Here is a 25016-nt window from a genome sequence, read left to right as displayed (position 1 = left end):
CCATCAGGCGCCGCCAAGACGTGGGCGTGATGCGGGATAGTCCGGTGTGGCGCCGGGCTTGTCCGGGCAGTTGTGGATGGTCTGCAAACCGTCCTCCACCGTGGCGCGCAGTTGCCTGGCCAGGGCCTGGAAGTCGTCATTCGCTGCAACGCTGACCGGTTCGTGCAGGACCACGTCCACAGTCACCGCCGGTTGCTTGAGCAGGCGCACCAGATGACGGTCAAAGCTGTCGTCGCCGATGAACGGTGCGAGCGGGTCGGGGTGGTTGTCGCGTCGGTAGCCGATGGTCATGGGCAGGATTGGCACGCCAGCTTCTGCCGCCGCTGACAGCAGGCGGCCATGGAACGGCAGCACGGTAATGCCGACGCTGGTGGTGCCTTCGGGGAAGACCAGCACCGACTGGCGCTCCCGCAGGGTCCGGGCAATGTCTTCCCGGGCGACCGCGGCCTGGCCACTGCCGCGACGGATAAATAACGTGCCGGCCTGCTTGGCCAGCCAGCCGATCACCGGCCAGTTGCGCACCTCGGCCTTGGACAGGAAACGCAGCGGCACAATGCTCCCCAGGATGGGGATGTCGGACCAGGAAATGTGGTTGCAGACCAGCATGACCGGACCATCGGGGCGTTGGCCGCGCACGTTCACCTGGAAACCGAGGCAGCGGGAGGCCAGCCGGAAACAGGCCCGGGCGAAGGGGGTCCTGTCGATAGGCCGGCGAATCGTCCACTCGGTGAGCGACACAGCGACAGCCAGCAGCGAGCACAGCAGCAGGACGATCGCGAACAGGCCGAGTCGGGCCCCCAGACGCAGCGTCCGCATCAGCATGGCGCGGACTCCGTCGCCGGGCGCATGAAGTGGCGGCTGTAGCGGCTGGCCAGTTTGCCGACTTCCAGCAGCACCAGCAGATCCGCGCAGCGGAATTCCGGGTCCCAGCAGGGCTCGCCGCAGACCCGTGCGCCGAGGCGCATATAGGCGCGGATCAGCGGCGGTACTTCCGACGGGTTCTCGGTCTGGGCCGCCACGTTGGTGAGGTGGGGCAGGGCGCGGTGCGGGGTGACGCGACGATCGAGGTCGGTCATGTAGCGCTTTTGCAGCAACTGGGTGATGCGCCACGCCTTGTGGCCGCCGTCGGCCATGCCGATGCTGGCGCAGCCGATCAGGTAATCAACGTTCTCGGCGACCAGGTATTCCGCCAGCGATGACCACAGCAGGCTGATGGTGGCGCCGGTGCGGAAATCGGGATGGACGCAGGTACGCCCCAGCTCGGCCAGATGACCCGGCATCTCGCGCAGGGCGGTCAGGTCGAATTCGCCTTCGGAATAGAACCCGCCGGCGGCCTCGGCGTCGCGCTGGTGCAGCACACGTGAGGTGGCGACCAGGGCGCCGGTCTGGTTGTCGGTCACGATCAGGTGGTCGCAGTGAGCGTCGTAGGCATCCTGGTCGATGCCGGGGATTGTGGCGCCGAGATCAGATCCATATTCCTCTGAAAATACATCGTAGCGCAGGCGCTGGGCGGCCTCCACGAGCTGTGGGTCGCGGGTGATGGCCGCACGCAGGCGACGGGCGCTGGTCAGGGAACGGGCTTGTTCTGCAGGCATGACAGTTTTCTCTTTATGACCGTTTCCCGTCGAGCCTATGAATCGAGGATTGCAGTTGAATGAACCGGGCGTGACGTCAACATGACAATGGTCGAGGGTGGTGAAGCCTGTCACGCCTTGTTACTGTGCTGTCATTCCCTGTATTTTTCCGAACAACATGTATAATTGGTGTTACATGGCGTAGCCTGTCTATCGATTAATCAGCTGGTTGCGTCGGAACGGGGCCAATAGGTCGGCCCCTTGGGGGAGTCGTCAGGGAGTTGACGCAGGATGCAATTCAGTTGGGCAGGCCGCGAATAGATGGCTGTAAATGGAAAAACAAAATCAGAGATGGACGGCGTGGAACAAGCAATCGAGACATGTAGGGTTCTCATCGTCGAAGACGATGAACGCCTGGCGGATCTGACTCGGGAATATCTGGAAAGCAACGGCCTGACCGTTTCTGTGGAAGGGAACGGTGCCAATGCGGTGGAGCGCATCCGCCGCGAGAAGCCGGATATTGTCGTGCTCGACCTGATGCTGCCCGGCGAGGATGGACTGTCCATTTGCCGGCGGGTACGTCCCTTCTATGCGGGGCCGATCCTGATGCTGACGGCCCGCACCGATGATCTGGACCAGGTACTCGGCCTGGAAATGGGGGCCGACGACTACATTTCCAAACCCGTGCGCCCGCGCGTGCTGCTGGCGCGGATTCGTGCCCTGCTGCGGCGGGTGACCGACACCGGCGAAGTGGCAACCGAATCCAAGCCCGCTGAGGAGCCGGTGCGGCTTGAATTCAATGACCTGGTGGTGGATCGCTCCATGCGTGAGGCCTGGCTGAACAACGAAAGTATCGATCTGACCAGCGCCGAATTCGACCTGCTGTGGCTGCTGGCATCCAGCGCCGGCCGCGTGCTGAGCCGCGAAGAAATCTTTACGGCCCTGCGCGGTATCGAATACGACGGGCAGGATCGTTCGATCGACGTGCGAGTCTCCCGGATCCGTCCGAAAATCGGCGACGACCCGGTCCATCCGCGTCGCATCAAGACGGTGCGCAGCAAGGGCTATCTGTTCGTCAAGGAAGCCTGACGGGACGTCGCTGTCTGATTCCACGTAATGCCCGATCAAGCCCGGCGCCTGCCGGGCGGGGTATTGCGAGCTACGGAAAGGCCCTATGCCCCTAGTTCCCTTCCTGAAAATGTTTGGCCGCCTGCTGCTGGTGGCTGTGATTATCCTCGCCTTTTCCGCCGGGCTTTTTTCCGGGCTCAATGCCGTTCGCGAGCGCGACTGGAAAGAGCGCTTCGCCACGCCGCTGATGGACTGGCTCGCCGTTGCGCCCCATCCACAGGTCACCTACCCCTGGCTGGACCGCCTGTACGGCCTGACGATCCGGCCGGCTGATGAATCGACCCTGTCGGACATCGCGGAAGAGCGACTGTCCTATGGCCAGGTGATCGCGTCCACCGAAGGATTGGGCGTGCGCCTGCGCCGTTTGACCAATGACGGCGCCATCATCGACGTCACCTTGCGTGATCTGTACCGCGATGTGTGCGAGGCCACGGCCCTTCTGGTGCTGACCCATCTCAACGGCAGCCCGCTCCAGGAGCGTCCGGCAATCATGTCGAATCTTTCGGAGTCGTTGGAAGTGTCGGTGGCGCCGGTAACGGACGACTCCGAGCGCATCGATCCGGCCACGCTTGAGCGGCTGGTAGAGCGGGGGCTGGCGTTCGTGCAGCTGGACAAGAACGCCTCCGCTCGGGTCTATCTGCGGCTGGCGGACGGCGCCGTCGTTCAGGTGGGCATGCCGAGTCCATTCCAGCCGTTGGCCTGGTCGGTGATCCTGCTGGTGTTCCTGGTGGCCGCGACGATTGCCGGTTTTTTCCTGTATCTGCTGTTGCGCGGTGTGGACCGCAACCTGCGATCGGTGGAGTCGGTGGCCGTCCGCATCGCTCGCGGCGAGCTCCATGCCCGTGTCGATACTCGTCGCGGCGGGCTGGTGCGGCGGTTGGGGCACTCATTCAACAGCATGGCGGATCAGATCCAGCGGCTGGTGGAAGTTCAGCGCGAGATGATTCACGCGGTCTCCCACGAGTTGCGTACACCGGTGGCGCGGATCCGCTTCGGGGTCCAGATGATCGAGGATTGCGCCACCGATGAGGCCCGTGAAAAGCAATTGGCGGGCATCGACAACGACATCCAGGAACTGGACGAGCTGATCGACGAAATCCTCACCTACGCGCGGCTTGAGCAGGGCGGGCCGATCATGAGCCTGCGTGAGGCGAATGTGGCGGATCTGGTGCGCCAGGTCGTCGAAGAGCAGCAGAAGTTGGCGCCTGAGATGTCGATTGAGGCCGAGTTTGTCGGCGACAGCGATACCTGGGGACTGTCCGATGTGGAGCCGCGATACATTCACCGGGCGGTGCAGAACCTGGTGGGCAATGCCCGCCGTTACGCCAATAGCACGGTTCGGGTGCGCTGCCAGTTCGACGCGCAAACCTGTCGGGTCGACGTTGAGGACGACGGGCCGGGCATCCCCGAAAGCGACTGGGAAAAGGTGTTTACGGCGTTCGCCCGACTGGATGACAGTCGTACCCGGACATCCGGCGGCTACGGCCTGGGGCTATCCATTGTGCGCCGTATTCTCTACTGGCACGGCGGTCAGGCTTTTGTGGGGCGCAGCCGGGCACTGGGTGGAGCGGCCTTCAGTCTGGTCTGGCCGCGCCGGCATGAGGGAGCGCCGGCTCCCGCGGAGTGACGTGGACAAAGGCTGACGCGTCTCACGCATTGTAACAATCCGCTACACAAGCTCCACTGACGCGTTGGTGCACACACCCCATAATCAAGATCGTAAGGGATGACTACTTGAGGTTGTAGTTCTTACGAACTTTCCTTGTTTCATTCGTCATATTTCGAGGGGCCGTTATTCGGCCCCTTTTTTTTGTGTCCGGATTTTTGTGCCCTGAGCGCCGCTCCGGCACCAGGGGCCTTGACGCCGAGAAGCGCTCAGACGCGTTCAAAGGCGATCAGATGCTCGGCCTCGACCCGGATGGGAACCTGCTCCCCCAGGCGGAAATCCAGATGGCTTCGGAACAGGGCCTCGAACTCGGTTTCCGGCGACAGCTGGAAGCGGTAGAGCGTCGAGGTGCCGGCAAAGGTTTTCTCGATCACCTTCGGTTTGAGGCTGGAATTCGCATCGTAGACGATGTCGTCCGGGCGGATCAGGACATCCAGCAGGGCACCGGGAACCCATCCCGAATGACGCTTGCTGCGGATCACGCCCAACTCCGACTCGATGCTGTCCACCCCCAGGGCCCGGCCCTTGATGAACCCGCCCTGACCGACGAAACCTGCCACAAACCGGTTCACCGGCTCGTGATAGAGGTTGTAGGGCACATCCCACTGCTGGATTTGGCCATCCTTGAGCACAGCCACCTGATCGCACATGGCGAAGGCTTCCTGCTGGTCGTGGGTGACCAGGATGGCGCTGATGCCCAGGGTCTTGAGGATGTCGCGCACATCCAGGCTGAGCCGGCGACGAAGGTCGGCGTCCAGATTGGAGAAGGGTTCGTCCAGCAGGATCAGGGTGGGTTCCGGGGCCAGCGCCCGGGCCAGGGCCACGCGCTGCTGCTGGCCGCCGGACAGGCTGTGGGGATGCTCGTCCGCCAGGTCCTGCAGGTGGACCAGGTCAAGCAGCTCGGTCACCTTCTGGTGCCGCTGCTCGCGGTCGAGCTGGTGCAGGCCGAAGCCGATGTTCTCCGCCACCGTCAGGTGCGGGAACAGGGCGTAATCCTGGAACACCATGCCAATCCGGCGTTTTTCCGGCGGCACCGCCTTGCCCGGTACGCTCAGGGGCTGGCCGGCCAGGCGGATCTCGCCCGCCTGCAGGTTGAGGAAGCCGGCGATGGCGCGCAGGATGGTGCTCTTGCCGCAGCCGCTGGGCCCCAGCAGGCAGCCGATGTCTCCGCGTCCCAGGGACAGGCTGATGTTCTCAACCACCCGGGTGCCGTTGTAGCCGCAGGCCAGATCATCGACCTCCAGTAGCCAGTCGTTGAACATCGTCGGCGCTGCCGGTTGCTGCATGCTCAGGCCCCGAGAATCAGGAACTCAAGCAACGCCTTCTGGGCGTGCAGGCGGTTTTCCGCCTCGTTCCACACCACTGAGCCGGGGTGCTCGAGCATGTCCTCGGAGATTTCTTCCCCGCGGTGGGCCGGCAGGCAATGCATGAACACGGCATCCTTGTCGGCCAGATCCATCAGTTTCGGATTGACCTGATAGGGTGTGAACGCTGCGGCACGGGCCTTCTGTTCCTCTTCCTGGCCCATCGAGGCCCAGACGTCAGTGACCAGCAGGTGCGCATCCCGGGCGGCTTCGGCCGGATCCCGCAGGACGCTGACCCGGTCGCGGTTGGCGTCGATCAGGGCGGTGTCGGGCTCGTAGCCCTCGGGGCAGGCGATGCGCAGGTTGAAGTCGAACTGGCGGGCGGCGTTGATGTAGGACGCGCACATGTTGTTGCCATCGCCGATCCAGGTCACGGTAGCGCCCTGAATGCGGCCGCGGGCTTCCCGGAAGGCCTGCATGTCGGCCAGCAGCTGGCAGGGATGGAATTCATCGGTCAGGGCGTTGATGACCGGTGCCGACGACACGCTGGCAAAGCGCTCGACTTTCTCATGCTCGAACGTACGGATCATCACCGCGTCGGCCATGCTGGAAATGACCCGCGAGGAATCCTCGATCGGCTCGCCCCGGCCCAGCTGGGTGTCGCGCGGGGACAGGAACAGGGCGGCCCCGCCGAGCTGGGTCATGCCCGCTTCGAAAGACACCCGGGTGCGTGTGGATGATTTCTCGAAGATCATCGCCAGCACGCGGTTCTTGAGGGAGTCGCGGACCTCTCCCGAGCGCCAGCTTTTCTTCAGGTCGATGGCGCGGTCGATCAGCTGATCCAGTTCCGCCGGAGAGAGGTCGAGTAGGGTGAGAAAATGTCTAACAGCCATGCGTGCTATTCCGTACTTGGGAAATCAGGGAGTTTGAGGGGCGTCGGGCCGCGGCGAGCGCGGTGCCTGACGGTCGTCAGCGGCGTGAAGTCGAAGGATGCGTACCACCCGGTCGACCATATCGTCGGCTTCCCCGTCGCTGAGAGTCAATTGGGGTAGCAGGCGAACCACGCGCTCGGCCGTGACGTTGAGCAGCAGGCCCTGGGTCTTGGCCAGTGGCACCAGTTCGGCGCAGGGGGCGTTCATCTCGATGCCGATCATCAGACCCAGGCCGCGAATATCACGGACGTAGGGGGCGTCCTCGAACGCAGCCTGCAGCCGGGCGCGCATGCGGGCCCCGAGCGTGCGTGCGCGCTCCAGCAGGTTGTCCTGCTCAATGGTATCGATCACCGCGCTGGCGGCGGCGCAGGCCAGGGCGTTACCGCCAAAGGTGGAACCATGGTGTCCGGGCTGGAATACCTGTGCGGCCTCGCCGCGGGCGAGGCAGGCGCCGATCGGGAAACCGTTGCCCAGCCCCTTGGCGGTGGTGACCACGTCCGGTTCGACGCCGTAGGCCTGGTACGCGAAATAGGCGCCGCAGCGGCCATTCCCGGTCTGGACTTCGTCCAGCATCATCAGCCAGCCCTGGTGGTCGCAGATTTCGCGGATGCCCTGCAGCCAGGCGGGGTCGGCTACGTTAACGCCGCCTTCGCCCTGGACCGGTTCCGCCAGCACCGCCACCACGTTGGGATTGGCGCGGGCGATGGCTGCGATGGCGTCCAGGTCGTTGAACGGGGCGCGGATAAAACCACTCACCAGCGGTTCGAAACCGGCCTGGACCTTGCGGTTGCCGGTCGCCGTCAGCGTAGCCAGGGTGCGGCCGTGGAACGACTGATCCATGACGATCACGGCCGGCGAGTGAATGCCGCGCTGATGACCGTAAAGCCGGGCCAGCTTGAGGGCGGCCTCGTTAGCTTCCGCGCCGGAGTTGGCGAGGAAGACGCCGTCCATGCCGGACACCTGGCACAGCTTGTCGGCCAGGGTCTGCTGGATGCGGGTGTGAAACAGGTTGGAGCAGTGCACCAGGCGCGCGGATTGCTCCTGGATGGCGCGGGTCACCGTCGGGTGGGCATGACCGAGCCCGCAGACCGCGATGCCGCTGAAGCTGTCGAGGTAGCGGTTGCCGTCGACGTCGTAGAGCCAGGGCCCTTCGCCGCGATCAAACACGATCGGCAGGCGTCCGTACGTATTAAGCAGCGGTTGATCCGCCATAGGGTCTCCCTTTGAGGATGGCCTCGATTAGGGCCCGCTGACGCCGGATAATCCGGGCTCCCGGAAAATAGCAAAGCCCCGGCCAGCGGCGTTTTCCGCACCGGAGTCTTGGATTCGGGAGCTGGTCAGAGAGCCTGCTTGAAAGCAGGCAAAACATAGTATCGGTAATTCCGGATGTTGACAATGTGCCGCCGCGAACCGATATCCCGCCTGTGCCGGGGCTCATGGCCAGGTCTCCGGCAGCCGTGTACAATGACACACATCCGCAAGTGGCGACAGGCCGGGCCTTCCCGGCTTCAAGACGAGGTAGATTTTTCTATGGATATCAACGAAACCATCAAGAGCCAACTTCAGGACAATCCGATTATCCTGTACATGAAGGGTTCTCCGCAGCAGCCGCAGTGCGGTTTCTCGGCTCGTACCGTGCAGGCGCTGATGGCGTGCGGCGAGCGCTTCGCCTACGTGAATATCCTGGATAACCAGGAACTGCGCGAGTCCCTGAAGGTGTACAGCAACTGGCCGACCTATCCGCAGCTTTACATCAACGGTGAGCTGGTGGGCGGTTGCGATATCGTGCTGGAAATGTCCGAATCCGGCGAGCTGGCCGAAATGGTCAAGGCCGCGGCGGCGAATCAGGAAAACGCCGAAGGCTGACCGCTCTGGCGGCCGTCGGCACGTCACTGGACAGGGTGGCGTGCCGGGCCTGCCGTTCGACCCCCGCCTGTCTTCCCGTTTCTCTGATTCCTTCCACTTCCTTTCCTTTCTTCCCGATTGCCTACCCGTTTCTTCGCCCCGTGATTGCCGATTATGAACGGCGTGGCGTGAAGCGAAGTTCCACCTGATAGCGATAGTCCTGATCCCGCGCCGAGGACGGCGGTACCGGATAGGGGCTGGCAGCGAGTGCCCCCTGACGGGCGGCGCGGTCGAGCGCCGGGTCGCCGGAGCTTTCCAGAGTCTGCAGTTGGATCAGCGTGCCGTTGTCCATCAGTTGCAGCTCCAGTCGAACCACCCGCACCTGTTGCAGTTCGCTGATCGAATGGACCGGGCGCCTGGATAGGGCGGTGCTGATGCGCTGCCAGAGCAGGGCGACGTAAGGATCTTTGGCAACCGGATCGGCGTGGGTCTGCGCGGGGCTGTCTTCGGTGGTGGTTGGCGGCGCTTCAACGGGCGTGCCGACCGCTTGGGCCTGACTGGCGGTGGCCGTCGAGCTGGGTGGCGATTCGGCACTCCGTGCCGGCGTTTTTGCCGACGGTTTGGGCCGTTCAGCGGAGTGCCGGGTTGATGTCGTTGCCTCCGCCGCGCGTTCCGGTTGGGATTGTGGCGGCACTGCCGTGTGGCTTGAGTTTGAGGTGACGACCGGTTCCGGAGTCGTCGTAGGCGCAGGCTGATCGGGTTGCCGGGGCTGTGCGGGAGACGGTGGCGATGCGGCTGGTTGCTCGGCTCTGGTGGCGCTGTGCTGGCTTTCCTGATGGGCGGGAGCGGTCAGCCGCAGGTGAATGGCTGTGGCGGGAAGTGGCTTGGTCAAATGCTGCAAGCTGTGGACAAGCGCAATCAGGCCCGCGGAATGGACGAGCAACGCCAGCAGAAGGGCGATGGCGAGCCGGAAGTGGACCGGCTGCGCGTTCGAGGGACCGGGCAGCGGCATAGCAGGCCTGTACGAAAAAGGACTGCTCGGAAGCTAGTCTATCCCGAGTTGCGTCGCAAGCTTCCCATCACCGCATCGAGAGCCCTGTCAATTAATGCGCCCTGTTCCAGCACCGTCAGCCGGCCACGACGCATTTCATGGGCCAGTTCGGTGCGGGTTTTCTCGATGACTTTCAGCCCCATCCGGTTGACGAAGACGAAGCAGTCGGCCTCTTCGATGATGGCGGACAGCTTGCAGCGGAAGCGGGCCCCGTTGACCAGGTTGAACTCCACCCAGTGGCCCACGCCGATGGCGTCGATCTTGTCGATGTACTCGGCGGTGGCGGCGTCCTCGATTTCCTGCTGGCGCTGGATAGCGGTGGGTGTGTCGTCGGTGTCATCCTCCGGCATAGGCTCCGGTGATTCGGCCGCCGGAGAGTCGGTCTGCGCTTCAGCCAGGGCGTGGGCACGGAACGCTTCGGTGAGCTCGTGCTTGAGGTCGCTCATCATGGCGTCGAGGCCCGTGGAGTTGTAGGACACTTCCTCAAGGCCGGCGCGCAGGCTCTTGAGCAGGCCCGGCACCACGCGGACCCACTGGTCGCGCTCTTCGTCGTCCAGGTGGGGATGCAGGCACCAGATCAGGTCGTCCACCACGCGAACCGTCTGGTTCCAGCGGTGCTCCACATCATCCCGCAGGTACGCCAGGAACATGACGCGGCTCCAGCCGTTGACCAGGATGTTGCGGATGGTGTCGGGAATGCGATGCTTGCGCAGGCGAGCCTGGAGCAGTTCGTCCACGGTTTCCTGGGCCTTCTGGGACTTGATGCGGCCGCGTTCGGATTCGCGGGTGCGCTGCTCCACCAGGGTCGCTTTGCGGTTCTCTTTCGCCAGGAACTGGTCGAACTCGTCGTTGAGCTGTTCGAACAGCGTGATGTCACCGTCGAACTCGTTCAGGATCCGCGCCACGATGTTGTGGATCTGCTCATACAGCTTGTCGCGTGTTTTCTCGTTGCTCTCGCTCCAGCCAATGCCGGCGCGGGCCAGGGCATTGAGCAGTTTGCGGGCCGGATGGGTGGCGCGACTAAAGAAGCTCTTGTCCTTGATCACCACCTTGAGGATGGGGATCTGGAGGCGGCTGATCAGTACCTGGATCGGCGCGGACAGGTTGTAGTCGTCGAGAATGAACTCGAACAGCATCGACACCAGGTTGATCAGGTCTTCGTCGGATTCGTTCAGGGCGGCCGGCTTGCCGTCGCTGGTCTTCTGCTGTGTCAGCAGGTGCTGCACCACTTCGTGCAGGTCGACGACGACCGGCTCACCCTGGCTCAGGTTTTCCGTGCCCTGCAGGCCGTCGTTCTGGGGAATGTTGGCCAGTATCTGGAACAGCTCGGCACCGCCAACGATATGCAGGTTGGGGTTGGCGGAGCGGGGCATGCCGCCACTGGCGCGTTGCTGAGCCAGCATCTCGCGGATTTGCTCGAACAGGGCGTCGCTACGGTCGACGCCGTCGTTGGCGGTCGGTTCTTCCGGGCGGGGTGTTTCGTCGGCCGCGGACTTGCTGCCGGTCGCCGCGGGCGCGCTCTTGTCGGTCTTGCCGTGAAAACGGAAGTTGGGAATGACGCCCGCCTGGATCAGGATGCGGTTGGCTTCGTCCAGCAGCATGCCCAGGTTGGATACGACGTATCGGTCGAACTGTTTGAGAACGATCAGGCGTTCGCGGATCTGGATTTCCAGCGCCTGTGCCGCCTCAACAAAGGCGCTGCACAGGTGTTCCGGCGCCATCGGATTGACTGGCTCTTCCTCGGTGGCGTTGGGATAGACGCTGGTGAAGCGAGCCTGGAGCTGGATCAACGGTCCCTGAAAATGCGCCCGGGACTTGGTGATCATGGCATTGAGGGCAACCTGTTCCTCGAGTTCGTCGTTCTGGACCAGGGACAGGGTATCGGCCGTGGTGGCGCTGTGATCGACCACTTCGGGTGCGGTGGTCTGCGGCGGTGCGACGAACAGCTGGGCTACCGCGGACTGGAAGTGCTTTTCCACGCCCTTGCGTTTGATGCGGATTTCCCGCATCGCCTCGAAATAGCGGTTCTGCTCGTTGTTGCTCCGTGCATTGTTGGCCAGCTCGAACAGGGAGTCGTCGACGGCGTCGAAGGCGCCCTGCAGGAGGTCGCCCAGACCGGCCACAACGGTATCCCGGATCTTGCTGATTTCTTTGGGCAAGCTGCCAGCGCTCCCCAGGCCCTTGTGCTCGTGGAGATAATGTATGCCGGACTGCTTGTTCATGGCCAACTCCTCAAAACGCCTCAACCGGATACATGACCGAGCGGTACTCTCTTTATCCTTATCAGCACAGTCTTTGTTGGCGTCGTCTTTAGCGATGCCTTTATTTTTTGTGACGGCTAACCTTGCGGCTATTTGCCTTATCGTTATCGGGCGGTTTCGTGGACCGAGTGGAATCGAAATCGATCCAATTTACTGTGTTCGTCGAGCTTAAACAGAAACGCCTCTAATGTGTACGGACCGCCTGAGACATTAACAAAATATAACATCGTCACGCGGAAAGGGCCGCCGCTGGTCAGGGGCCGCCCGGGATCATCTTGCAATTGCCCGAGCACGCCGCTTGCGTGCCGCACCCTTCACGGGTTCCCTGCTTCATACACGCAGACTTCTCCGGCGTCCGCGCTTGCAATGAATTATCGAGGTGCCCCTCGGGTCGCCCGTCTCGCCGGTCTTTCGCCGGTTTTTTAGCAATCGGACGGGGCGGCGTTCTGTTTATATTTTCACCAGTATAGCAATTTCTCGTCAGGCGGGTAGGGCGGGAGTGACGCGTGCGTCTGTCGGTTTAGCCACTGTCCGACCGGACTCCCGGCGCGGTTCTTTGCCGGGATGTGACTGTTAATGCACCGTCATTCCATGATCGCAGTTTTGGTGTGCGGAGTGGTGGCGGTCAAGCCGTCGCTTAAATTTTGATCTTTTAAGTGCGACGGCTTTTATAACCATAGTATTCCAGCTGCGCGAGACTGGCCGTTCAGGTGCCGGTACGTAACCGCTGGCGGCGCAGGGGGGGATGGACGTTGGCGGCCTTGACGACGTTGTCCTTGATTTGCAGGACCTCGATGCGAACGCCGCCAACAGTGACGCAGACGTTGTTTTCGGGAATGGTTTCCAGCGTCTCGGTGATCAGGCCGTTGAGCGTTTTGGGGCCATCCGTCGGTAATTTCCAGCCCAGTGTCTTGTTGATGGTACGGATGTGGGCGGAACCGTCGATGATGTAGGTGCCGTCGTCCTGGGGGATCATATCCGGGCTGGTGGCCGCGTAGTCCGTGGTGAAATCGCCCACGATCTCCTCAAGGATGTCCTCCAGAGTGGCTATCCCCAGCACGTCGCCGTATTCGTCGACCACCACGCCGATACGGCGCTTGGCGGTCTGGAAGTTGATCAGCTGCAGATGCAGTGGCGTGCTTTCGGGGATGAAATAGGGTTCCCGGCACAGTTGCATGATCTTGGCCTTGTTGAGCTCTTCTTCCATCAGCAGCTTGGAAATATTGCGCAGGTGCAGCATGCCCTGGACGTTGTTGATGTCGCCCTTGAAGACCGGCAGGCGCGTGTGCTGACTGGTTCGCATCTGGCGCAGGATGGTTTCCATGTCGTCGTCCAGGTCGATGCCGGAGACTTCGTTGCGGGGCACCATGATGTCGTTGACGGTGACCTTTTCCAGGTCAAGGATGCTGACCAGCATGTCCTTGTGCCGGCGCGGGATCAGTGCACCGGCCTCGTTCACCAGTGTACGCAGTTCTTCCCGGCTGAGGTGGTCCGACGAGGCGTCTTCGGCGGAGATGCGCAGCAGCTTGAGGATCATTCCGGTGAACAGATTCACCAGCCAGACGATGGGGTAGAGAATCTTGAGCAGCGGCTGCAGGACGAAGCTGGCCGGGAAAGCGATGCGCTCCGGGAACAGGGCGGCCAGCGTCTTTGGGGTGACTTCGGCGAAAATCAGGATGACCACCGTCAGCAGGATCGTGGCGATGGCGATGCCGGCATCCCCCCAGAGGCGGATCGCAATCACCGTGGCGATGGACGATGCCAGGATGTTGACGAAGTTGTTGCCAATCAGGATGACGCCGATCAGCTGGTCCGTGCGTTGCAGCAGCTTGTTGGCGAGTTTGGCGCCTCGATGGCCGGTCTTGGCCAGATGTTTCAGGCGATAGCGGTTGAGGGTCATCATGCCGGTTTCCGAGCTGGAGAAAAACGCGGACATGACAATAAGAGCGGCGAGGACAATGAACAGCGCCGAAAGCGGTGCCTCGTTCAAGCAGGGGGATCCTTTTATTGCTGACGATAAGAAGAGTGAAAATAGGGTGTCGCAACGCGGGGTGTCAAGCACGTGCGCCGCGTTGTCGCCGGTTGGGCGACGGGACTAGCCCGGGTGGAAAATGAATTCCAGGGCGAACTTGCTGCCGTAGTAACTGATCATCAGCAGTGCGCAGCCGGCCAGGGTCCAGCGGCTGGCGGTCTGGCCGCGCCAGCCCTGGGTGTAATGACCGATCAGCAGACCGGAGAATACGAACCACGACAGAATGGAAAACAGGCTCTTGTGAGCCAGGTTCTGGTCGAACAGGTCGTGTACGAATATCGATCCGGTGATAATGGCCAGGGTCAGTACGATAACCCCCGCCCAGAGCAATTCGAAAAGCAGCGACTCCATGGTCTGCAGCGGCGGCAGATTGCGGATCAGCAGGCTGTTGTAGTTGCGCTTGAGCTGGCGGTTCTGCAGGTTGACCAGGAAAGCCTGTACTGCGGCCAGGGTGAACAGGCTATAGGCGGTAATGGCCAGCGCGATGTGGGCCAGCATGCCCCAGTTGCTCTGGGAGACGTAATGCGGCGGCGAGTGGAATATCAGTACAAATACGACCGTCAGTGCGGCCAATGGGTAGGCGGCCAGGAACAGGATCTGGAGCGGCTTGCGGCTGTTCAGGATGAGCAGGAGCAGGACAACGAACCAGGAAATCAGCAGGGAAGCCGGAAAAAAGCCCATGTTGATCATGCTGGTCTGGGGGATGCGGTCCCAGATCAGTGCGCCGTGACTCGCCAGTGCCAGGACGCCGATCAGCGATGTCAGGTTTGAGTTGGCTTTGATCCTGCCGCGAAAAATCAGGGTTTGGAACGCAGTGCCAACACTATAAAGGAAGAGTGTGGTGACCGCGAGGATGAGCGTGCCCATGAAGTGTGTGGTTAGTCCGTTAATCGTTGACCGGTTCGTTTGAAAGCGACAGTCTGGTTATAATGTGCCGATTGTGCAACCGGAATCAATCTTTCAGGGTTGGCGAGGCAATCGGCGATCGCCCTGAAACGTATTCATGCGTCACTGACAGAGAATGCTGAATCACCATGTTTGATAATCTTACCGATCGCCTGTCGGGGAGTCTGCGCAAGATTTCCGGCCAGGCCAAACTGACCGACGACAATATAAAGGATACCCTGCGCGACGTCCGCAAGGCCCTCCTGGAGGCGGATGTGGCGCTTCCGGTCGTCAAGGAGTTCATCGCGCAGGTGCGCAAGCGCGCCGTGGGCACCGAAGTGAAGCGCAGCCTGACGCCGGGTCAGGTCTTCATCAAGGTGGTTCAGGACGAGCTGGTCAAGGTGATGGGCGAGGCCAATGAAGACCTCAATCTCGCCACCCAGCCGCCGGCGGTGATTATGATGGCCGGCCTTCAGGGTGCCGGTAAGACCACCACCGTGGCCAAGCTGGCGCGCTATCTCCAGGAGCGTCGCAAAAAGTCGGTCATGGTGGTCAGTGCCGACGTCTACCGCCCGGCGGCGATCAACCAGCTGGAAACCCTGGCCGGCGAGGTGGAAGCCACCTTCTTCCCCAGCTCCACCGACCAGGATCCGGTCGCCATCGCTGAGGGGGCCATCGACGCGGCGCGCAAGAAACACATCGACGTGGTGATCCTCGATACCGCCGGTCGCCTGCATGTCGACGAGGGCATGATGGATGAGATCGGTCGCCTGCAGAAAGCGGTGAAGCCGGTCGAGACCCTGTTCACGGTCGATGCCATGACCGGCCAGGACGCGGCGAACACCGCCAAGGCGTTCAACGACGCGCTGGAGCTGACCGGTGTCGTGCTCACCAAGACTGACGGCGATGCCCGGGGCGGTGCGGCACTGTCCGTGCGCCACATTACCGGAAAGCCGGTCAAGTTCCTGGGTGTGGGTGAGAAGACCGAGGCGCTGGAGTCCTTCCACCCGGATCGTGTGGCTTCACGCATCCTGGGCATGGGCGATGTGCTGTCGCTGATCGAGGAAGCCGAACGCAAGATCGATAAGCAGAAGGCGGATCGTCTTACCAAGAAGATCAAGAAGGGCAAGAGCTTTGATCTCGAGGACTTCCGCGATCAGCTGCAGCAGATGAAGAGCATGGGTGGTGTTGGCGGTCTGCTCGACAAACTGCCGGGTATGGGGCAGATGGCCCAGGCCGCCCAGGAGCAGGTCAATGACAAGAGTCTGGGGCAGCTGGAAGCCATTATTTGCTCCATGACCACGAAAGAGCGTCGCCACCCGGACGTCATCAACAACTCCCGCAAGCGTCGTATCGCCACTGGCTCGGGTACCCAGATTCAGGACGTCAATCGCCTGCTCAAGCAGCACAAGCAGATGTCCAAGATGATGAAGAAAATGGGTAAGAAGGGCGGAATGGCCAATATGATGCGGGGCATGCAGGGCATGATGCCGCCCGGCGGAGGCGGAGGTATGCCGCCGTTTGGTCGCTAGGCCGAGCTCGCCGCGTAAATCGGCTCCGTGAAAACCGCTATCCGGCGCAGCAAGAAAAGCTGCTATTAGATGTTTTCATCGGCAGGGATTTAGCATAGAATAGCGCCCCTTTCGAGTATAGGGTCCTCGCGCCGTGACGGTTTTCAGCCGGCGCGAGCAGGACAAAGTTCGTATTCACAGAACAGGATATTGGTCGAAATGGTAACAATCCGTTTGGCTCGTGGCGGCTCCAAGAAGCGCCCGTTCTACCATCTGACAGTCACCGACAGCCGCAACGCCCGTAATGGCCGTTTCATCGAGCGCGTCGGTTTCTTTAACCCGATTGCCCGCGGCGGTGAAGAGCGTCTGCGTGTTGATCAGGAGCGCGTGCAGCACTGGCTGAGCAACGGCGCACAGGCCAGCGATCGCGTGGCCAAGCTGCTGAAGGAAGCGGCAGCACAGTAATCGCTGTTGTCGAGATTGTACGAACCGGGGCGCATGTATGGCAGATAAATCGCAGGAAACTGTGATCGGCCGCATCACCTCGGTTTTTGGGGTTAAGGGATGGGTCAAGGTCTATTCCTACACCGACCCCATGGAGGGTATCCTGGAATATCGTCACTGGCAGGTCAGTCAGGGCGGTAAGCCGGTTCCCCTCGAAGTGGTTGAAGGCAAGCGTCACGGGCCGGGCATTGTTGTCCGCCTGAAAGGCGTGTCGGACCGGGATGTAGCGCGGTCCTACTGTGGACTGGATGTCAGTGTGCCGACCGGGGAACTGCCGGACTTGCCCGAGGGCGAGTACTACTGGTTCCAGCTGGAAGGCCTGCTGGTCGAGACGTCTCGGGGCGACAACCTGGGGCGGGTCAAGCATCTGATGGAAACCGGGGCCAACGATGTCCTGGTCGTCAGGGCGACATCGACGTCCATCGACAAGCGCGAGCGTCTGATCCCCTATCTGCCGGATGACGTCATTCAGCAGATCGATCTCGACGCCCGACGCATTGTGGTCGATTGGGACCCGGAGTTCTGATCGGTGTGGATTGGCGCCGTTAGCCTGTTTCCGGACATGTTTGACGCCGTGCTTGAGTACGGTGTGACCGGTAGGGCGGTTCGTGAGGGTTTGCTGACCGTCGAACGCTGGAACCCGCGGGACTTCACCCACGACCGGCATCGTACGGTGGACGATCGCCCCTACGGCGGCGGCCCCGGCATGCTGATGAAGATCCAGCCATTGCGGGATGCCATTCATGCGGCCAGGGCGGCTGCGGATGGCGACGCCACGGTGGTTTACATGTCTCCCCAGGGAGAGCCGCTCAACCAGACAGTGGTTCAGGAGCTGGCGAGCGCGGAACGGCTGATTCTTGTTGCCGGGCGCTACGAAGGGGTAGACGAGCGGTTGATCTCCGCGGAGGTCGATCGGGAAGTGTCCCTGGGGGATTTCGTCCTGTCCGGGGGAGAGCTGGCTGCGATGGCCGTGGTAGACGCGGTCACCCGATTTATTCCGGGGGCGCTGGGCCATGCACAGTCAGCGGAGCAGGACTCGTTTGCTGACGGACTGTTGGACTGTCCGCATTACACCCGCCCCGAAGTCTATGAGGGGCAGCGGGTGCCGGAGGTCCTTTTGGGTGGGCATCACGAGCAGATCCGGCGCTGGCGGCTGAAACAGTCGCTGCAGCGGACCTGGGAGCGGCGCCCCGATTTGCTGGACAGGCGGCCGCTTTCCGACGAAGAGCGCGAGCTGCTTGACCAGGTTTTGAATGAACGGGGTGCCTCTGGGTCATCAGGGCATTGATAGATTGGGTATTCAGGAGTTAACGATGAGCGGCAAGAACAACATCATCAGTCAGATCGAAGCGGAGCAGATGACCCGGGAAGTACCGGAGTTTGGTCCGGGCGATACCGTTGTGGTCCAGGTGCGTGTTACCGAGGGTAACCGTGAGCGTCTGCAGGCGTTTGAAGGTGTGGTTATCGGCAAGCGCAACCGCGGTCTGAATTCGTCCTTCACCGTGCGCAAAGTGTCTTACGGTGTGGGCGTTGAACGTACCTTCCAGACCTTCAGCCGGCTGATCGACAGCGTTTCCGTGAAGCGTCGCGGTGACGTGCGTCAGGCCAAGCTGTACTACCTGCGTGACCTGTCCGGTAAGGCAGCACGTATCAAGGAAAAGCTGAACTAAGCAAAGGCCGTCAGGCATTGCTGGAACAGCGTTTTCTGAAAGGGCAGCCCTCGGGCTGCCCTTTTGCGTTTGGGGCAGGCGGGGTGCCGCGGGTGCAAGCGTCGGTTGGCGAGCGGGAGTTGAGTCGCGATGGCTGAATGTCGGGTAGAGGATCAGGGGCTTTTGCAGCGCTTCGACGATGCGCTCTGGCTGGAGTTTGGCCTGAGCGAACGCACGCGGGCGTCCTACCGCGGCGACCTGGTGCGGCTGTCCTGCTGGCTGGAAAAGCAGCCCGGCAAACCTCTGCTGCGGGATGCGTCGCGGGTAAATCTGCTGGCCTGGATCTCCGAGGGTATGGCCGCCGGCACCAAGGCGTCCACCGCCGCGCGGCGGCTGTCGGGGTTGCGCCGCTTTTTCCGGTTCCTGCTGCGCGAAGGGATGATCAGCGAAGACCCGACCCTGCGGATCGATAGCCCCAACCAGCCCCGTCGCCTGCCCGACACGCTCTCCGAGCAGGACGTGGATGCCCTGCTGGAAGAACCCGATCCCGCCGAGGCGATCGAATTGCGCGACCGGGCGATGCTGGAGATTCTATACGGATGCGGCCTGCGGGTGTCGGAGCTGGTCAACCTGACCGTCGATCAGGTTAACCTGCGCCAGGGGGTTGTCCGGATCATCGGTAAGGGCAATAAGGAGCGCCTGGTGCCCATGGGGGAAGAGGCGCTGGACTGGCTCACCCGTTACATGCGCGAGGCCCGGGGCGAAGTGCTCAGGCAGCGTGTCGCCGATGCCCTGTTTCCCGGCAGCCGGGCCCAGCCCATGACGCGCCAGACCTTTTGGCACCGCATCAAGCTCTACGCGCGCCGGGCCGGTATCAACAAGAAGCTGTCACCCCACACCCTGCGGCACGCGTTCGCTACCCATCTGCTGAATCACGGCGCGGATCTGCGAGTGGTGCAGATGCTGCTCGGTCATGCCGATCTGTCCACCACCCAGATCTATACCCATGTGGCGCGTCAGCGTCTGCAGGAGTTGCACGGCGCCCATCATCCGCGTGGTTGATCCAGACGGATGGGGTTGCAGTGCTGGTGCGCTGAACTCGGGCCGGGTATCGTTGTCCCACTGACTCACCCTGAGATACGAGAAGAGGTTGCATGACTCACGTTCGCCAAGGCCTGTTGAGGGGCCTGCTGTTTTCGCTCTTGACCATGGTTTCGGTTGGCCTGATGGCGGCCGAGTCGGTTTCCGGAGAGGTGGAAAAGGCCATATCCGAGCGCCTGGAAGGTGCAATTCCCGGTCTCAAGGTGCAGGGCGTCACACCGTCTGACATCGATGGTTTCTACGAGGTCGCAACGAATAATCCCGACATGATCTATGCCACGGCCGACGGCGGTTATTTCTTTGTCGGCGACCTGTACCAGGTCAGTGACGCCGGGGTGAGCAACGTTACCGAATCCTCCCGCGCGGAGCAGCGTGCGGAGCTGCTGGCCCAGGTGGATCCCGACGACATGATCCGCTTCGAGCCCGATGGCAAGATCAAGTCGAAGATCTATGTGTTCACCGACATCGATTGTCCCTACTGCCGCAAGCTCCACAAGGATGTGCCACGACTCAACGAGCTGGGCATCGAGGTGAATTACCTGGGATACCCCCGCAGCGGTCCCAACACGTCGTCCTTCCGCAAGTACGTGTCGGTGTGGTGTTCCGACGATCCCCAGGCGGCGATGGACGCGGCCAAGGCGGGGCAGTCCGTGCCTGAAGCCAGCTGCGAGAATCCGGTTCAGGATCAGTTCCGGCTGGGAGGGGAAGTCGGCGTGACGGGCACACCGGCGATCGTCCTGGAAGATGGGCAGATGGTGCGGGGCTACGTTCCGGCCGACAAGCTCGCTCGGGGGCTGGGTGTTCTCTAGAACCGCTTTTGATTAATCGATAGCCGCCGGAACATTTTTTTCGGGCGCCAATCGTTATAAACTGCCGCGCTGGAGACTGGCTTTGCAGGCCGGCTCCAGCGTCATTCATTGGTATTCAGGGGTATGAGCTTGAAAGAGGTCAGAGTCGGAATCTGCGGATTGGGAACTGTCGGTGGTGGTACGTTCAACGTACTGACGCGGAATGCGGAATTGATTGCAGGCCGGGCAGGCTGTCCGATCCGAATTAGCCGGGTGGCGTCACGCCGCCAGCGCGATGATTTTGACCTGGGCGAGATTCCCTTCAGCACCGACGTGTTCGAACTGGTCAAGGCGGACGACGTGGATGTGGTGGTCGAGTTGATCGGTGGCTACGACGCGGCCCGCGAACTGGTGCTGGCCGCCATCGAGAACGGCAAGCACGTGGTCACCGCCAACAAGGCGCTGATCGCCGTCCATGGTAATGAAATTTTCGAGGCGGCGGCCAAGCGCGGCGTGATCGTCGCCTATGAGGCCGGCGTCGCTGGCGGCATCCCGGTGATCAAGTCCATCCGTGAGGGCATGGCCGCCAACCGCATCGACTGGATCGCCGGCATCATCAACGGCACCGGCAACTACATTCTCACCGAGATGCGCGCCGGTCGCGAGTTCGGTGAAGTGCTCAAAGAGGCTCAGGACAAAGGCTACGCCGAGGCGGATCCGACTTTCGACGTGGAAGGCATCGACGCCGCCCACAAGCTGACCATCCTGGCGTCCTCCGGCTTCGGCGTGCCGCTCCAGTTTGAGCGGGCCTACACCGAGGGCATCTCCAACATCACGCCCTACGACATCGCCCACGCCGAACTGCTGGGCTACCGAATCAAGCATCTGGGTATCGCCCGGCGCCGTGAGAATGGCATCGAGCTGCGGGTCCATCCCACGCTGGTGCCGCGTAGCCACCTGATCGCCCAGGTGGATGGCGTTCTCAACGCGGTGCTGGTGGACGGCGATGCCGTGGGTCAGACCATGTACTACGGCCCCGGTGCCGGTGACGAAGCGACGGCGTCGGCGGTCATCGCCGATATCGTCGACGTCGCCCGCAGCGTCTCCCACGAGAGCCAGCAGCGTGTGCCTTACCTGGGCTTCGAGCCGGACGCGCTGGAAGACCTGGACGTGCTGCCCATGGAAGACGTCCAGTCCGCCTACTACCTGCGCATCAACGCCCTGGATCGCCCGGGCGTGCTGGCCAAGGTGGCGTCGATCCTCAGCGAGCACGGCATCAATATCGAGTCGATCATGCAGAAGGAATCCGAGCTGGAAGACGGCCGCATTCCGGTGATCATCCTGACCCATACGGTCCAGGAGCGGCAGATCAACCGTGCGATCGAGGACCTGGAAGCGCTGTCCGACGTCCAGGAGAAGGTTGTACGCATCCGCGCGGAAAACTTTAACTGAGGCAGCCCTTCGCTGCCCGTGGTTTGAATCCGGGCGACTCCGGTGGGGTCGCCCCAGACGGGATTGGATCGTGAGATATATCAGCACACGGGGCGACGCACCGGCCCTGGGATTCGAGGACGTTCTGCTGACCGGCCTGGCAACGGACGGCGGACTGTACGTACCGGAGTCACTGCCCAAATTCAGCCTGGAAGAGATCCGCAGCTGGCGCGGGCTTTCCTACAGCGAGCTGGCCTTCAAGGTCATGTACCCGTTTGTCGAGGACGCCATCGGCGCCGACGATTTCCGCGCCATGCTCGATGAAACCTACGCCGGCTTTGCCCACAAGGCCACCGCACCACTGGTCCAGCTCGACAGCAACGAGTGGGTCATGGAGTTGTTCCGCGGCCCCACGCTGGCGTTCAAGGACTTCGCCCTGCAACTGCTGGGGCGTCTGCTGGACTACGTGCTGGAGAAGCGCAAGCAGCACGTGGTGATCATGGGCGCCACCTCCGGCGATACCGGCTCGGCCGCCATCGAAGGCTGCCGCCGCTGCGAACACGTGGATATCTTCATCCTGCATCCCCACCAGCGGGTGTCGGAAGTGCAGCGCCGCCAGATGACCACCGTCACCGGCGACAACATCCACAACATCGCGGTGAAGGGCAACTTCGACGATTGCCAGCGGATGGTCAAGGCCAGCTTCGGCGACCAGGCCTTCCTCAACGGCAAGACCCAGCTGGTGGCGGTCAACTCCATCAACTGGGCGCGGATCATGGCCCAGATCGTCTACTACTTCCATGCGTCACTGGCGCTGGGCGGGCCCGATCGCAGCATGGCGTTCTCGGTGCCCACCGGTAATTTCGGCGACATCTTCGCCGGTTACCTGGCGCGGGAAATGGGGCTGCCGATCAGTCAGCTGGTGATTGCCACCAACCGCAACGACATCCTGCACCGGTTCATGAGCGGCAACCGTTACGAGCAGCAAACCCTGGAGCACACCCTGTCGCCGAGCATGGACATCATGGTGTCCTCCAACTTCGAACGCCTGCTGTTTGACCTGCACGGCCGCGATGGTGCTGCCACCCGCGACCTGCTGGAGCGGGCTCAACAGGGGCCGGTCAGCATTGAGGACTACCGCTGGAAAGGGGCGCGCAAGTTGTTCGATAGCGCCGCCGTGGATGACGCCGCCACCTGCGACACCATCCGCTCGGTGTTCGAGGACAACGAATACCTGCTGGATCCGCACACCGCGATCGGCGTCAAGGCCGCGCGCGAGTGTCGTCGCGATGCGTCCGTGCCGATGATCACCCTCGGCACCGCGCACCCCGCCAAATTCCCGGACGCGGTCGAACAGTCGGGCGTTGGCGTGAAGCCGGAGCTGCCCCAGCATCTCGCCGACCTGTTCGAGCGGGAAGAGCGCTACAGTGTGCTCGAAGACGACCTCAAGGCCGTCCAGGACTTTATCGGGTCGCACTGGAAACACGCCTGATCACCACGCGGCCCCTTCCGGGGCCGCGCTGCTTTTGAACGCCGGAAAAACCAAACGCCATGACGCCGAAGAAAATCATCCGACGCCCCGTGCCCGATGCGTCCGCCGACTGGGGACTCCAACTGCCGCCGCTGCTCAAGCGCCTGTATCAGGCTCGGGGTGTGCGCTCCGACGCCGAGCTCAACTACACCCTGAAAGCGCTGGCATCCCCGTTCGACTTGCGCGGTATCGATCGCGCCGTGGAGTTGATCGCCGAGGCGATCGCCGGGCAGCAGCGCATCCTGGTGCTGGGGGACTTTGACGCCGACGGCGCCACCAGCACCACCGTAGCCATCCTGGGGCTGCAGATGATGGGCGCGCAGGCCGTGGACTTCCGGGTGCCGAGCCGTTTTTCGGATGGTTACGGCCTGACACCGGGCATCATCGACCGACTGGAGCAGGAAGGCGCCTTGCCTGACCTGCTGATCACCGTGGACAACGGCATTGCCGCGGTCGATGGCGTCGCGGCGGCCCTTAAAAAGGGCATGCGCGTGGTGGTCACCGACCACCACCTGCCGGGTGACGAACTGCCGCCGGCCGACGCTATTGTCAATCCCAATCAGGTGGGCTGTCCGTTCCTGAGCAAGAACGCCGCCGGGGTTGGTGTGATGTTCTACGTGCTCACGGCACTGCGCCGCTACATGAGCGAGAAAGGCATGCTGGACGGACGCGGCCCCAACCTGGGTTGCCTGCTGGATCTGGTGGCGCTGGGCACGGTGGCCGACGTGGTGCCCCTGGATCAGAACAACCGTATCTTCGTCGAGCAGGGGCTGCGCCGGATCCGTCAGGGCGAGGCCCGGCCCGGCATCCTGGCATTGCTCGAAGTGGCCGGGCGCGAGCATGCCCAGATCAGCGCCACCGACCTGGGTTTTGTCGTGGGGCCACGCCTCAACGCCGCCGGCCGGCTGGACGATATGAGCCTGGGCATCGCCTGTCTGCTGGCGGACAGTCCCGATGAAGCACGGCGGCTGGCGACCGAGCTTGACCAGATGAACCGTGACCGGCGCAGCATCGAAACTGGCATGAAGGAGCAGGCCCAGGAACTGCTGGCCTCCCTGTCGCTGGACATCGCCGGGCTGCCGTGGGGGCTGGCGCTGTACGATCCGGACTGGCACCAGGGCGTGATCGGCATCCTGGCGGCGCGCATCCGCGAACAGACCCATCGCCCGGTAATCGCCTTCGCCCCGGACGAGGGCGGCGAGTTGCTCAAGGGCTCGGCCCGATCCATCCCCGGCCTGCACATCCGCGACGTGTTGGCGGCGGTGGACGCCCGCAACCCCGGCCTGCTGAAAAAGTTCGGCGGTCACGCCATGGCGGCCGGCATGACCATCGACGCCGCCGCGCTGGAGGCGTTCAGCGCGGCGTTCGACGCGGCGGTCAGGGAAGCCATCACCGAGGAGGCGCTGGAGGCCTCCATCACCACCGATGGCCCGCTGGCGCCGCACGAATTGACGCTGGATACGGCGTACACGCTGAAGCGCTCGGGTCCCTGGGGGCAGCATTTCCCGGAGCCAGCCTTCGACGGCGAGTTCGAGGTGATCAACCAGCGCATCGTGGGCGAACGCCATCTCAAACTGGTGCTGCGCCCGCGCCATGGGGGTGACGTGCTCGATGGCATTGCCTTCAATACCGGCGCCGAGGTCCCGGATTTCACCCGCACCGGCGCGCGGATCGTCTACAAGCCGGACGCCAACACCTTCCGCGGGCGGACCCAGCTGCAGCTGCTGGTGGACTACATCGAGCCGGCTGATTTCGGGGCGGATCTCCGGTAAAATGCGTCGCCTGTCGGGCGATCCGGCCGTGTTTCCAAGTTTTTTCACCGT

22 protein-coding genes are annotated in these 25016 nt (G+C 62.6%); 13 read left to right on the top strand and 9 right to left on the bottom strand.

Annotation, left to right across the window (positions count from 1 at the left end; translation table 11 throughout):
* Positions 1 to 3 precede the first annotated feature (3 nt).
* Entirely contained in the window at positions 4 to 822 is an 819-nt protein-coding gene (locus GQB00_RS15525; RefSeq protein WP_165856991.1) for a lysophospholipid acyltransferase family protein, read from the bottom strand.
* On the bottom strand, positions 816 to 1595 hold the full coding sequence (locus GQB00_RS15520) for a GNAT family N-acetyltransferase (RefSeq protein ID WP_111497448.1): 780 nt from the start codon (positions 1593 to 1595) through the stop codon (positions 816 to 818). The genes GQB00_RS15525 and GQB00_RS15520 overlap by 7 nt, the downstream gene beginning before the upstream one ends.
* A gap of 339 nt (positions 1596 to 1934) precedes the next feature.
* Here GQB00_RS15520 and GQB00_RS15515 point away from each other — a divergent pair, with 339 nt between their 5' ends.
* Together GQB00_RS15515 and GQB00_RS15510 are read left to right on the top strand one after the other, a co-directional pair.
* On the top strand, positions 1935 to 2663 hold the full coding sequence (locus tag GQB00_RS15515; RefSeq protein WP_228160674.1) for a response regulator: 729 nt from the start codon (positions 1935 to 1937) through the stop codon (positions 2661 to 2663).
* Positions 2664 to 2748: 85 nt separating this feature from the next.
* Positions 2749 to 4329, top strand: a complete 1581-nt coding sequence (locus tag GQB00_RS15510) for an ATP-binding protein (RefSeq protein ID WP_165856990.1) — start codon at positions 2749 to 2751, stop codon at positions 4327 to 4329.
* A gap of 248 nt (positions 4330 to 4577) precedes the next feature.
* Here the strand turns inward: GQB00_RS15510 and GQB00_RS15505 are convergent, their stop codons facing one another.
* The 3 genes from GQB00_RS15505 to GQB00_RS15495 are packed head-to-tail and all read right to left on the bottom strand — an operon-like array spanning position 4578 to position 7816.
* The gene (locus GQB00_RS15505; RefSeq protein WP_165857120.1) at positions 4578 to 5630 is read right to left on the bottom strand and encodes an ABC transporter ATP-binding protein; all 1053 of its coding nucleotides are present in this window, start codon (positions 5628 to 5630) and stop codon (positions 4578 to 4580) included.
* Positions 5631 to 5656: 26 nt separating this feature from the next.
* Positions 5657 to 6565, bottom strand: coding sequence for an ornithine carbamoyltransferase (gene argF, locus GQB00_RS15500; RefSeq protein WP_165856989.1), 909 nt, complete (start codon positions 6563 to 6565; stop codon positions 5657 to 5659).
* 24 nt (positions 6566 to 6589) lie between these two features.
* Entirely contained in the window at positions 6590 to 7816 is a 1227-nt protein-coding gene (locus GQB00_RS15495) for an aspartate aminotransferase family protein (protein WP_165856988.1), read from the bottom strand.
* A gap of 318 nt (positions 7817 to 8134) precedes the next feature.
* Between GQB00_RS15495 and grxD the strand changes: the two genes are divergently transcribed.
* Positions 8135 to 8470 carry a Grx4 family monothiol glutaredoxin gene (gene grxD, locus GQB00_RS15490; protein ID WP_111497454.1) on the top strand — a complete coding sequence of 112 codons (336 nt, stop codon included), beginning with the start codon at positions 8135 to 8137 and terminating at the stop codon, positions 8468 to 8470.
* A gap of 151 nt (positions 8471 to 8621) precedes the next feature.
* Here grxD and GQB00_RS22105 read toward each other — a convergent pair whose 3' ends face one another.
* The 4 genes from GQB00_RS22105 to GQB00_RS15470 form a co-directional block, all read right to left on the bottom strand.
* The gene (locus GQB00_RS22105) at positions 8622 to 9143 is read right to left on the bottom strand and encodes an energy transducer TonB family protein (protein WP_165856987.1); all 522 of its coding nucleotides are present in this window, start codon (positions 9141 to 9143) and stop codon (positions 8622 to 8624) included.
* A 356-nt stretch (positions 9144 to 9499) separates the two neighbouring features.
* Entirely contained in the window at positions 9500 to 11722 is a 2223-nt protein-coding gene (locus tag GQB00_RS15480; protein WP_165856986.1) for a DUF1631 domain-containing protein, read from the bottom strand.
* Between the two features lie 745 nt (positions 11723 to 12467).
* Positions 12468 to 13751 carry an HlyC/CorC family transporter gene (locus GQB00_RS15475; protein ID WP_111497457.1) on the bottom strand — a complete coding sequence of 428 codons (1284 nt, stop codon included), beginning with the start codon at positions 13749 to 13751 and terminating at the stop codon, positions 12468 to 12470.
* Between the two features lie 105 nt (positions 13752 to 13856).
* On the bottom strand, positions 13857 to 14660 hold the full coding sequence (locus GQB00_RS15470) for a cytochrome C assembly family protein (RefSeq protein ID WP_111497458.1): 804 nt from the start codon (positions 14658 to 14660) through the stop codon (positions 13857 to 13859).
* A gap of 167 nt (positions 14661 to 14827) precedes the next feature.
* On the opposite strand from GQB00_RS15470, the gene ffh reads away from it, so the two are divergent.
* The 10 genes from ffh to recJ all read left to right on the top strand — a co-directional run bounded on the left by ffh (position 14828) and on the right by recJ (position 24965).
* Positions 14828 to 16210: a signal recognition particle protein gene (gene ffh, locus GQB00_RS15465; protein ID WP_165856985.1), complete on the top strand. Its 1383-nt coding sequence runs from the start codon at positions 14828 to 14830 to the stop codon at positions 16208 to 16210.
* A gap of 198 nt (positions 16211 to 16408) precedes the next feature.
* On the top strand, positions 16409 to 16654 hold the full coding sequence (gene rpsP / locus GQB00_RS15460; protein ID WP_165856984.1) for a 30S ribosomal protein S16: 246 nt from the start codon (positions 16409 to 16411) through the stop codon (positions 16652 to 16654).
* Between the two features lie 37 nt (positions 16655 to 16691).
* Complete coding sequence (gene rimM / locus GQB00_RS15455; protein WP_111497461.1) at positions 16692 to 17219, top strand: ribosome maturation factor RimM; 528 nt, start codon at positions 16692 to 16694, stop codon at positions 17217 to 17219.
* A 3-nt stretch (positions 17220 to 17222) separates the two neighbouring features.
* Positions 17223 to 17981: a tRNA (guanosine(37)-N1)-methyltransferase TrmD gene (trmD, locus tag GQB00_RS15450; RefSeq protein ID WP_111497634.1), complete on the top strand. Its 759-nt coding sequence runs from the start codon at positions 17223 to 17225 to the stop codon at positions 17979 to 17981.
* A gap of 25 nt (positions 17982 to 18006) precedes the next feature.
* On the top strand, positions 18007 to 18363 hold the full coding sequence (gene rplS / locus GQB00_RS15445; protein ID WP_111497462.1) for a 50S ribosomal protein L19: 357 nt from the start codon (positions 18007 to 18009) through the stop codon (positions 18361 to 18363).
* Between the two features lie 129 nt (positions 18364 to 18492).
* A complete protein-coding gene (xerD, locus tag GQB00_RS15440; RefSeq protein WP_165856983.1) occupies positions 18493 to 19404 on the top strand; it encodes a site-specific tyrosine recombinase XerD in 912 nt (303 codons plus the stop codon).
* Between the two features lie 92 nt (positions 19405 to 19496).
* Positions 19497 to 20252: a DsbC family protein gene (locus tag GQB00_RS15435; protein ID WP_207950805.1), complete on the top strand. Its 756-nt coding sequence runs from the start codon at positions 19497 to 19499 to the stop codon at positions 20250 to 20252.
* 129 nt (positions 20253 to 20381) lie between these two features.
* Positions 20382 to 21683, top strand: coding sequence for a homoserine dehydrogenase (locus tag GQB00_RS15430; protein WP_165856982.1), 1302 nt, complete (start codon positions 20382 to 20384; stop codon positions 21681 to 21683).
* Between the two features lie 70 nt (positions 21684 to 21753).
* Positions 21754 to 23154 carry a threonine synthase gene (gene thrC / locus GQB00_RS15425; protein WP_165856981.1) on the top strand — a complete coding sequence of 467 codons (1401 nt, stop codon included), beginning with the start codon at positions 21754 to 21756 and terminating at the stop codon, positions 23152 to 23154.
* A gap of 59 nt (positions 23155 to 23213) precedes the next feature.
* Positions 23214 to 24965, top strand: a complete 1752-nt coding sequence (gene recJ, locus GQB00_RS15420; protein ID WP_111497465.1) for a single-stranded-DNA-specific exonuclease RecJ — start codon at positions 23214 to 23216, stop codon at positions 24963 to 24965.
* Positions 24966 to 25016 lie beyond the last annotated feature (51 nt).

The sequence above is a fragment of the Marinobacter sp. JSM 1782161 genome (assembly GCF_011421605.1).
Taxonomy (GTDB): domain Bacteria; phylum Pseudomonadota; class Gammaproteobacteria; order Pseudomonadales; family Oleiphilaceae; genus Marinobacter_A; species Marinobacter_A bohaiensis.
This window is presented reverse-complemented; position numbering and strand designations above follow the sequence as displayed.

Coding starts and splice junctions, on each gene's coding strand:
- xerD (WP_165856983.1), top strand. CDS start 18,493: ATGGCTGAATGTCGGGTAGAGGATCAGGGGCTTTTGCAGCGCTTCGAC.
- rplS (WP_111497462.1), top strand. CDS start 18,007: ATGAGCGGCAAGAACAACATCATCAGTCAGATCGAAGCGGAGCAGATG.
- GQB00_RS15480 (WP_165856986.1), bottom strand. CDS start 11,722: ATGAACAAGCAGTCCGGCATACATTATCTCCACGAGCACAAGGGCCTG.
- GQB00_RS15470 (WP_111497458.1), bottom strand. CDS start 14,660: ATGGGCACGCTCATCCTCGCGGTCACCACACTCTTCCTTTATAGTGTT.
- GQB00_RS15435 (WP_207950805.1), top strand. CDS start 19,497: ATGACTCACGTTCGCCAAGGCCTGTTGAGGGGCCTGCTGTTTTCGCTC.
- GQB00_RS15505 (WP_165857120.1), bottom strand. CDS start 5,630: ATGTTCAACGACTGGCTACTGGAGGTCGATGATCTGGCCTGCGGCTAC.
- argF (WP_165856989.1), bottom strand. CDS start 6,565: ATGGCTGTTAGACATTTTCTCACCCTACTCGACCTCTCTCCGGCGGAA.
- GQB00_RS15510 (WP_165856990.1), top strand. CDS start 2,749: ATGCCCCTAGTTCCCTTCCTGAAAATGTTTGGCCGCCTGCTGCTGGTG.
- GQB00_RS15520 (WP_111497448.1), bottom strand. CDS start 1,595: ATGCCTGCAGAACAAGCCCGTTCCCTGACCAGCGCCCGTCGCCTGCGT.
- GQB00_RS15525 (WP_165856991.1), bottom strand. CDS start 822: ATGCTGATGCGGACGCTGCGTCTGGGGGCCCGACTCGGCCTGTTCGCG.
- grxD (WP_111497454.1), top strand. CDS start 8,135: ATGGATATCAACGAAACCATCAAGAGCCAACTTCAGGACAATCCGATT.
- rpsP (WP_165856984.1), top strand. CDS start 16,409: ATGGTAACAATCCGTTTGGCTCGTGGCGGCTCCAAGAAGCGCCCGTTC.
- ffh (WP_165856985.1), top strand. CDS start 14,828: ATGTTTGATAATCTTACCGATCGCCTGTCGGGGAGTCTGCGCAAGATT.
- recJ (WP_111497465.1), top strand. CDS start 23,214: ATGACGCCGAAGAAAATCATCCGACGCCCCGTGCCCGATGCGTCCGCC.
- GQB00_RS15495 (WP_165856988.1), bottom strand. CDS start 7,816: ATGGCGGATCAACCGCTGCTTAATACGTACGGACGCCTGCCGATCGTG.
- rimM (WP_111497461.1), top strand. CDS start 16,692: ATGGCAGATAAATCGCAGGAAACTGTGATCGGCCGCATCACCTCGGTT.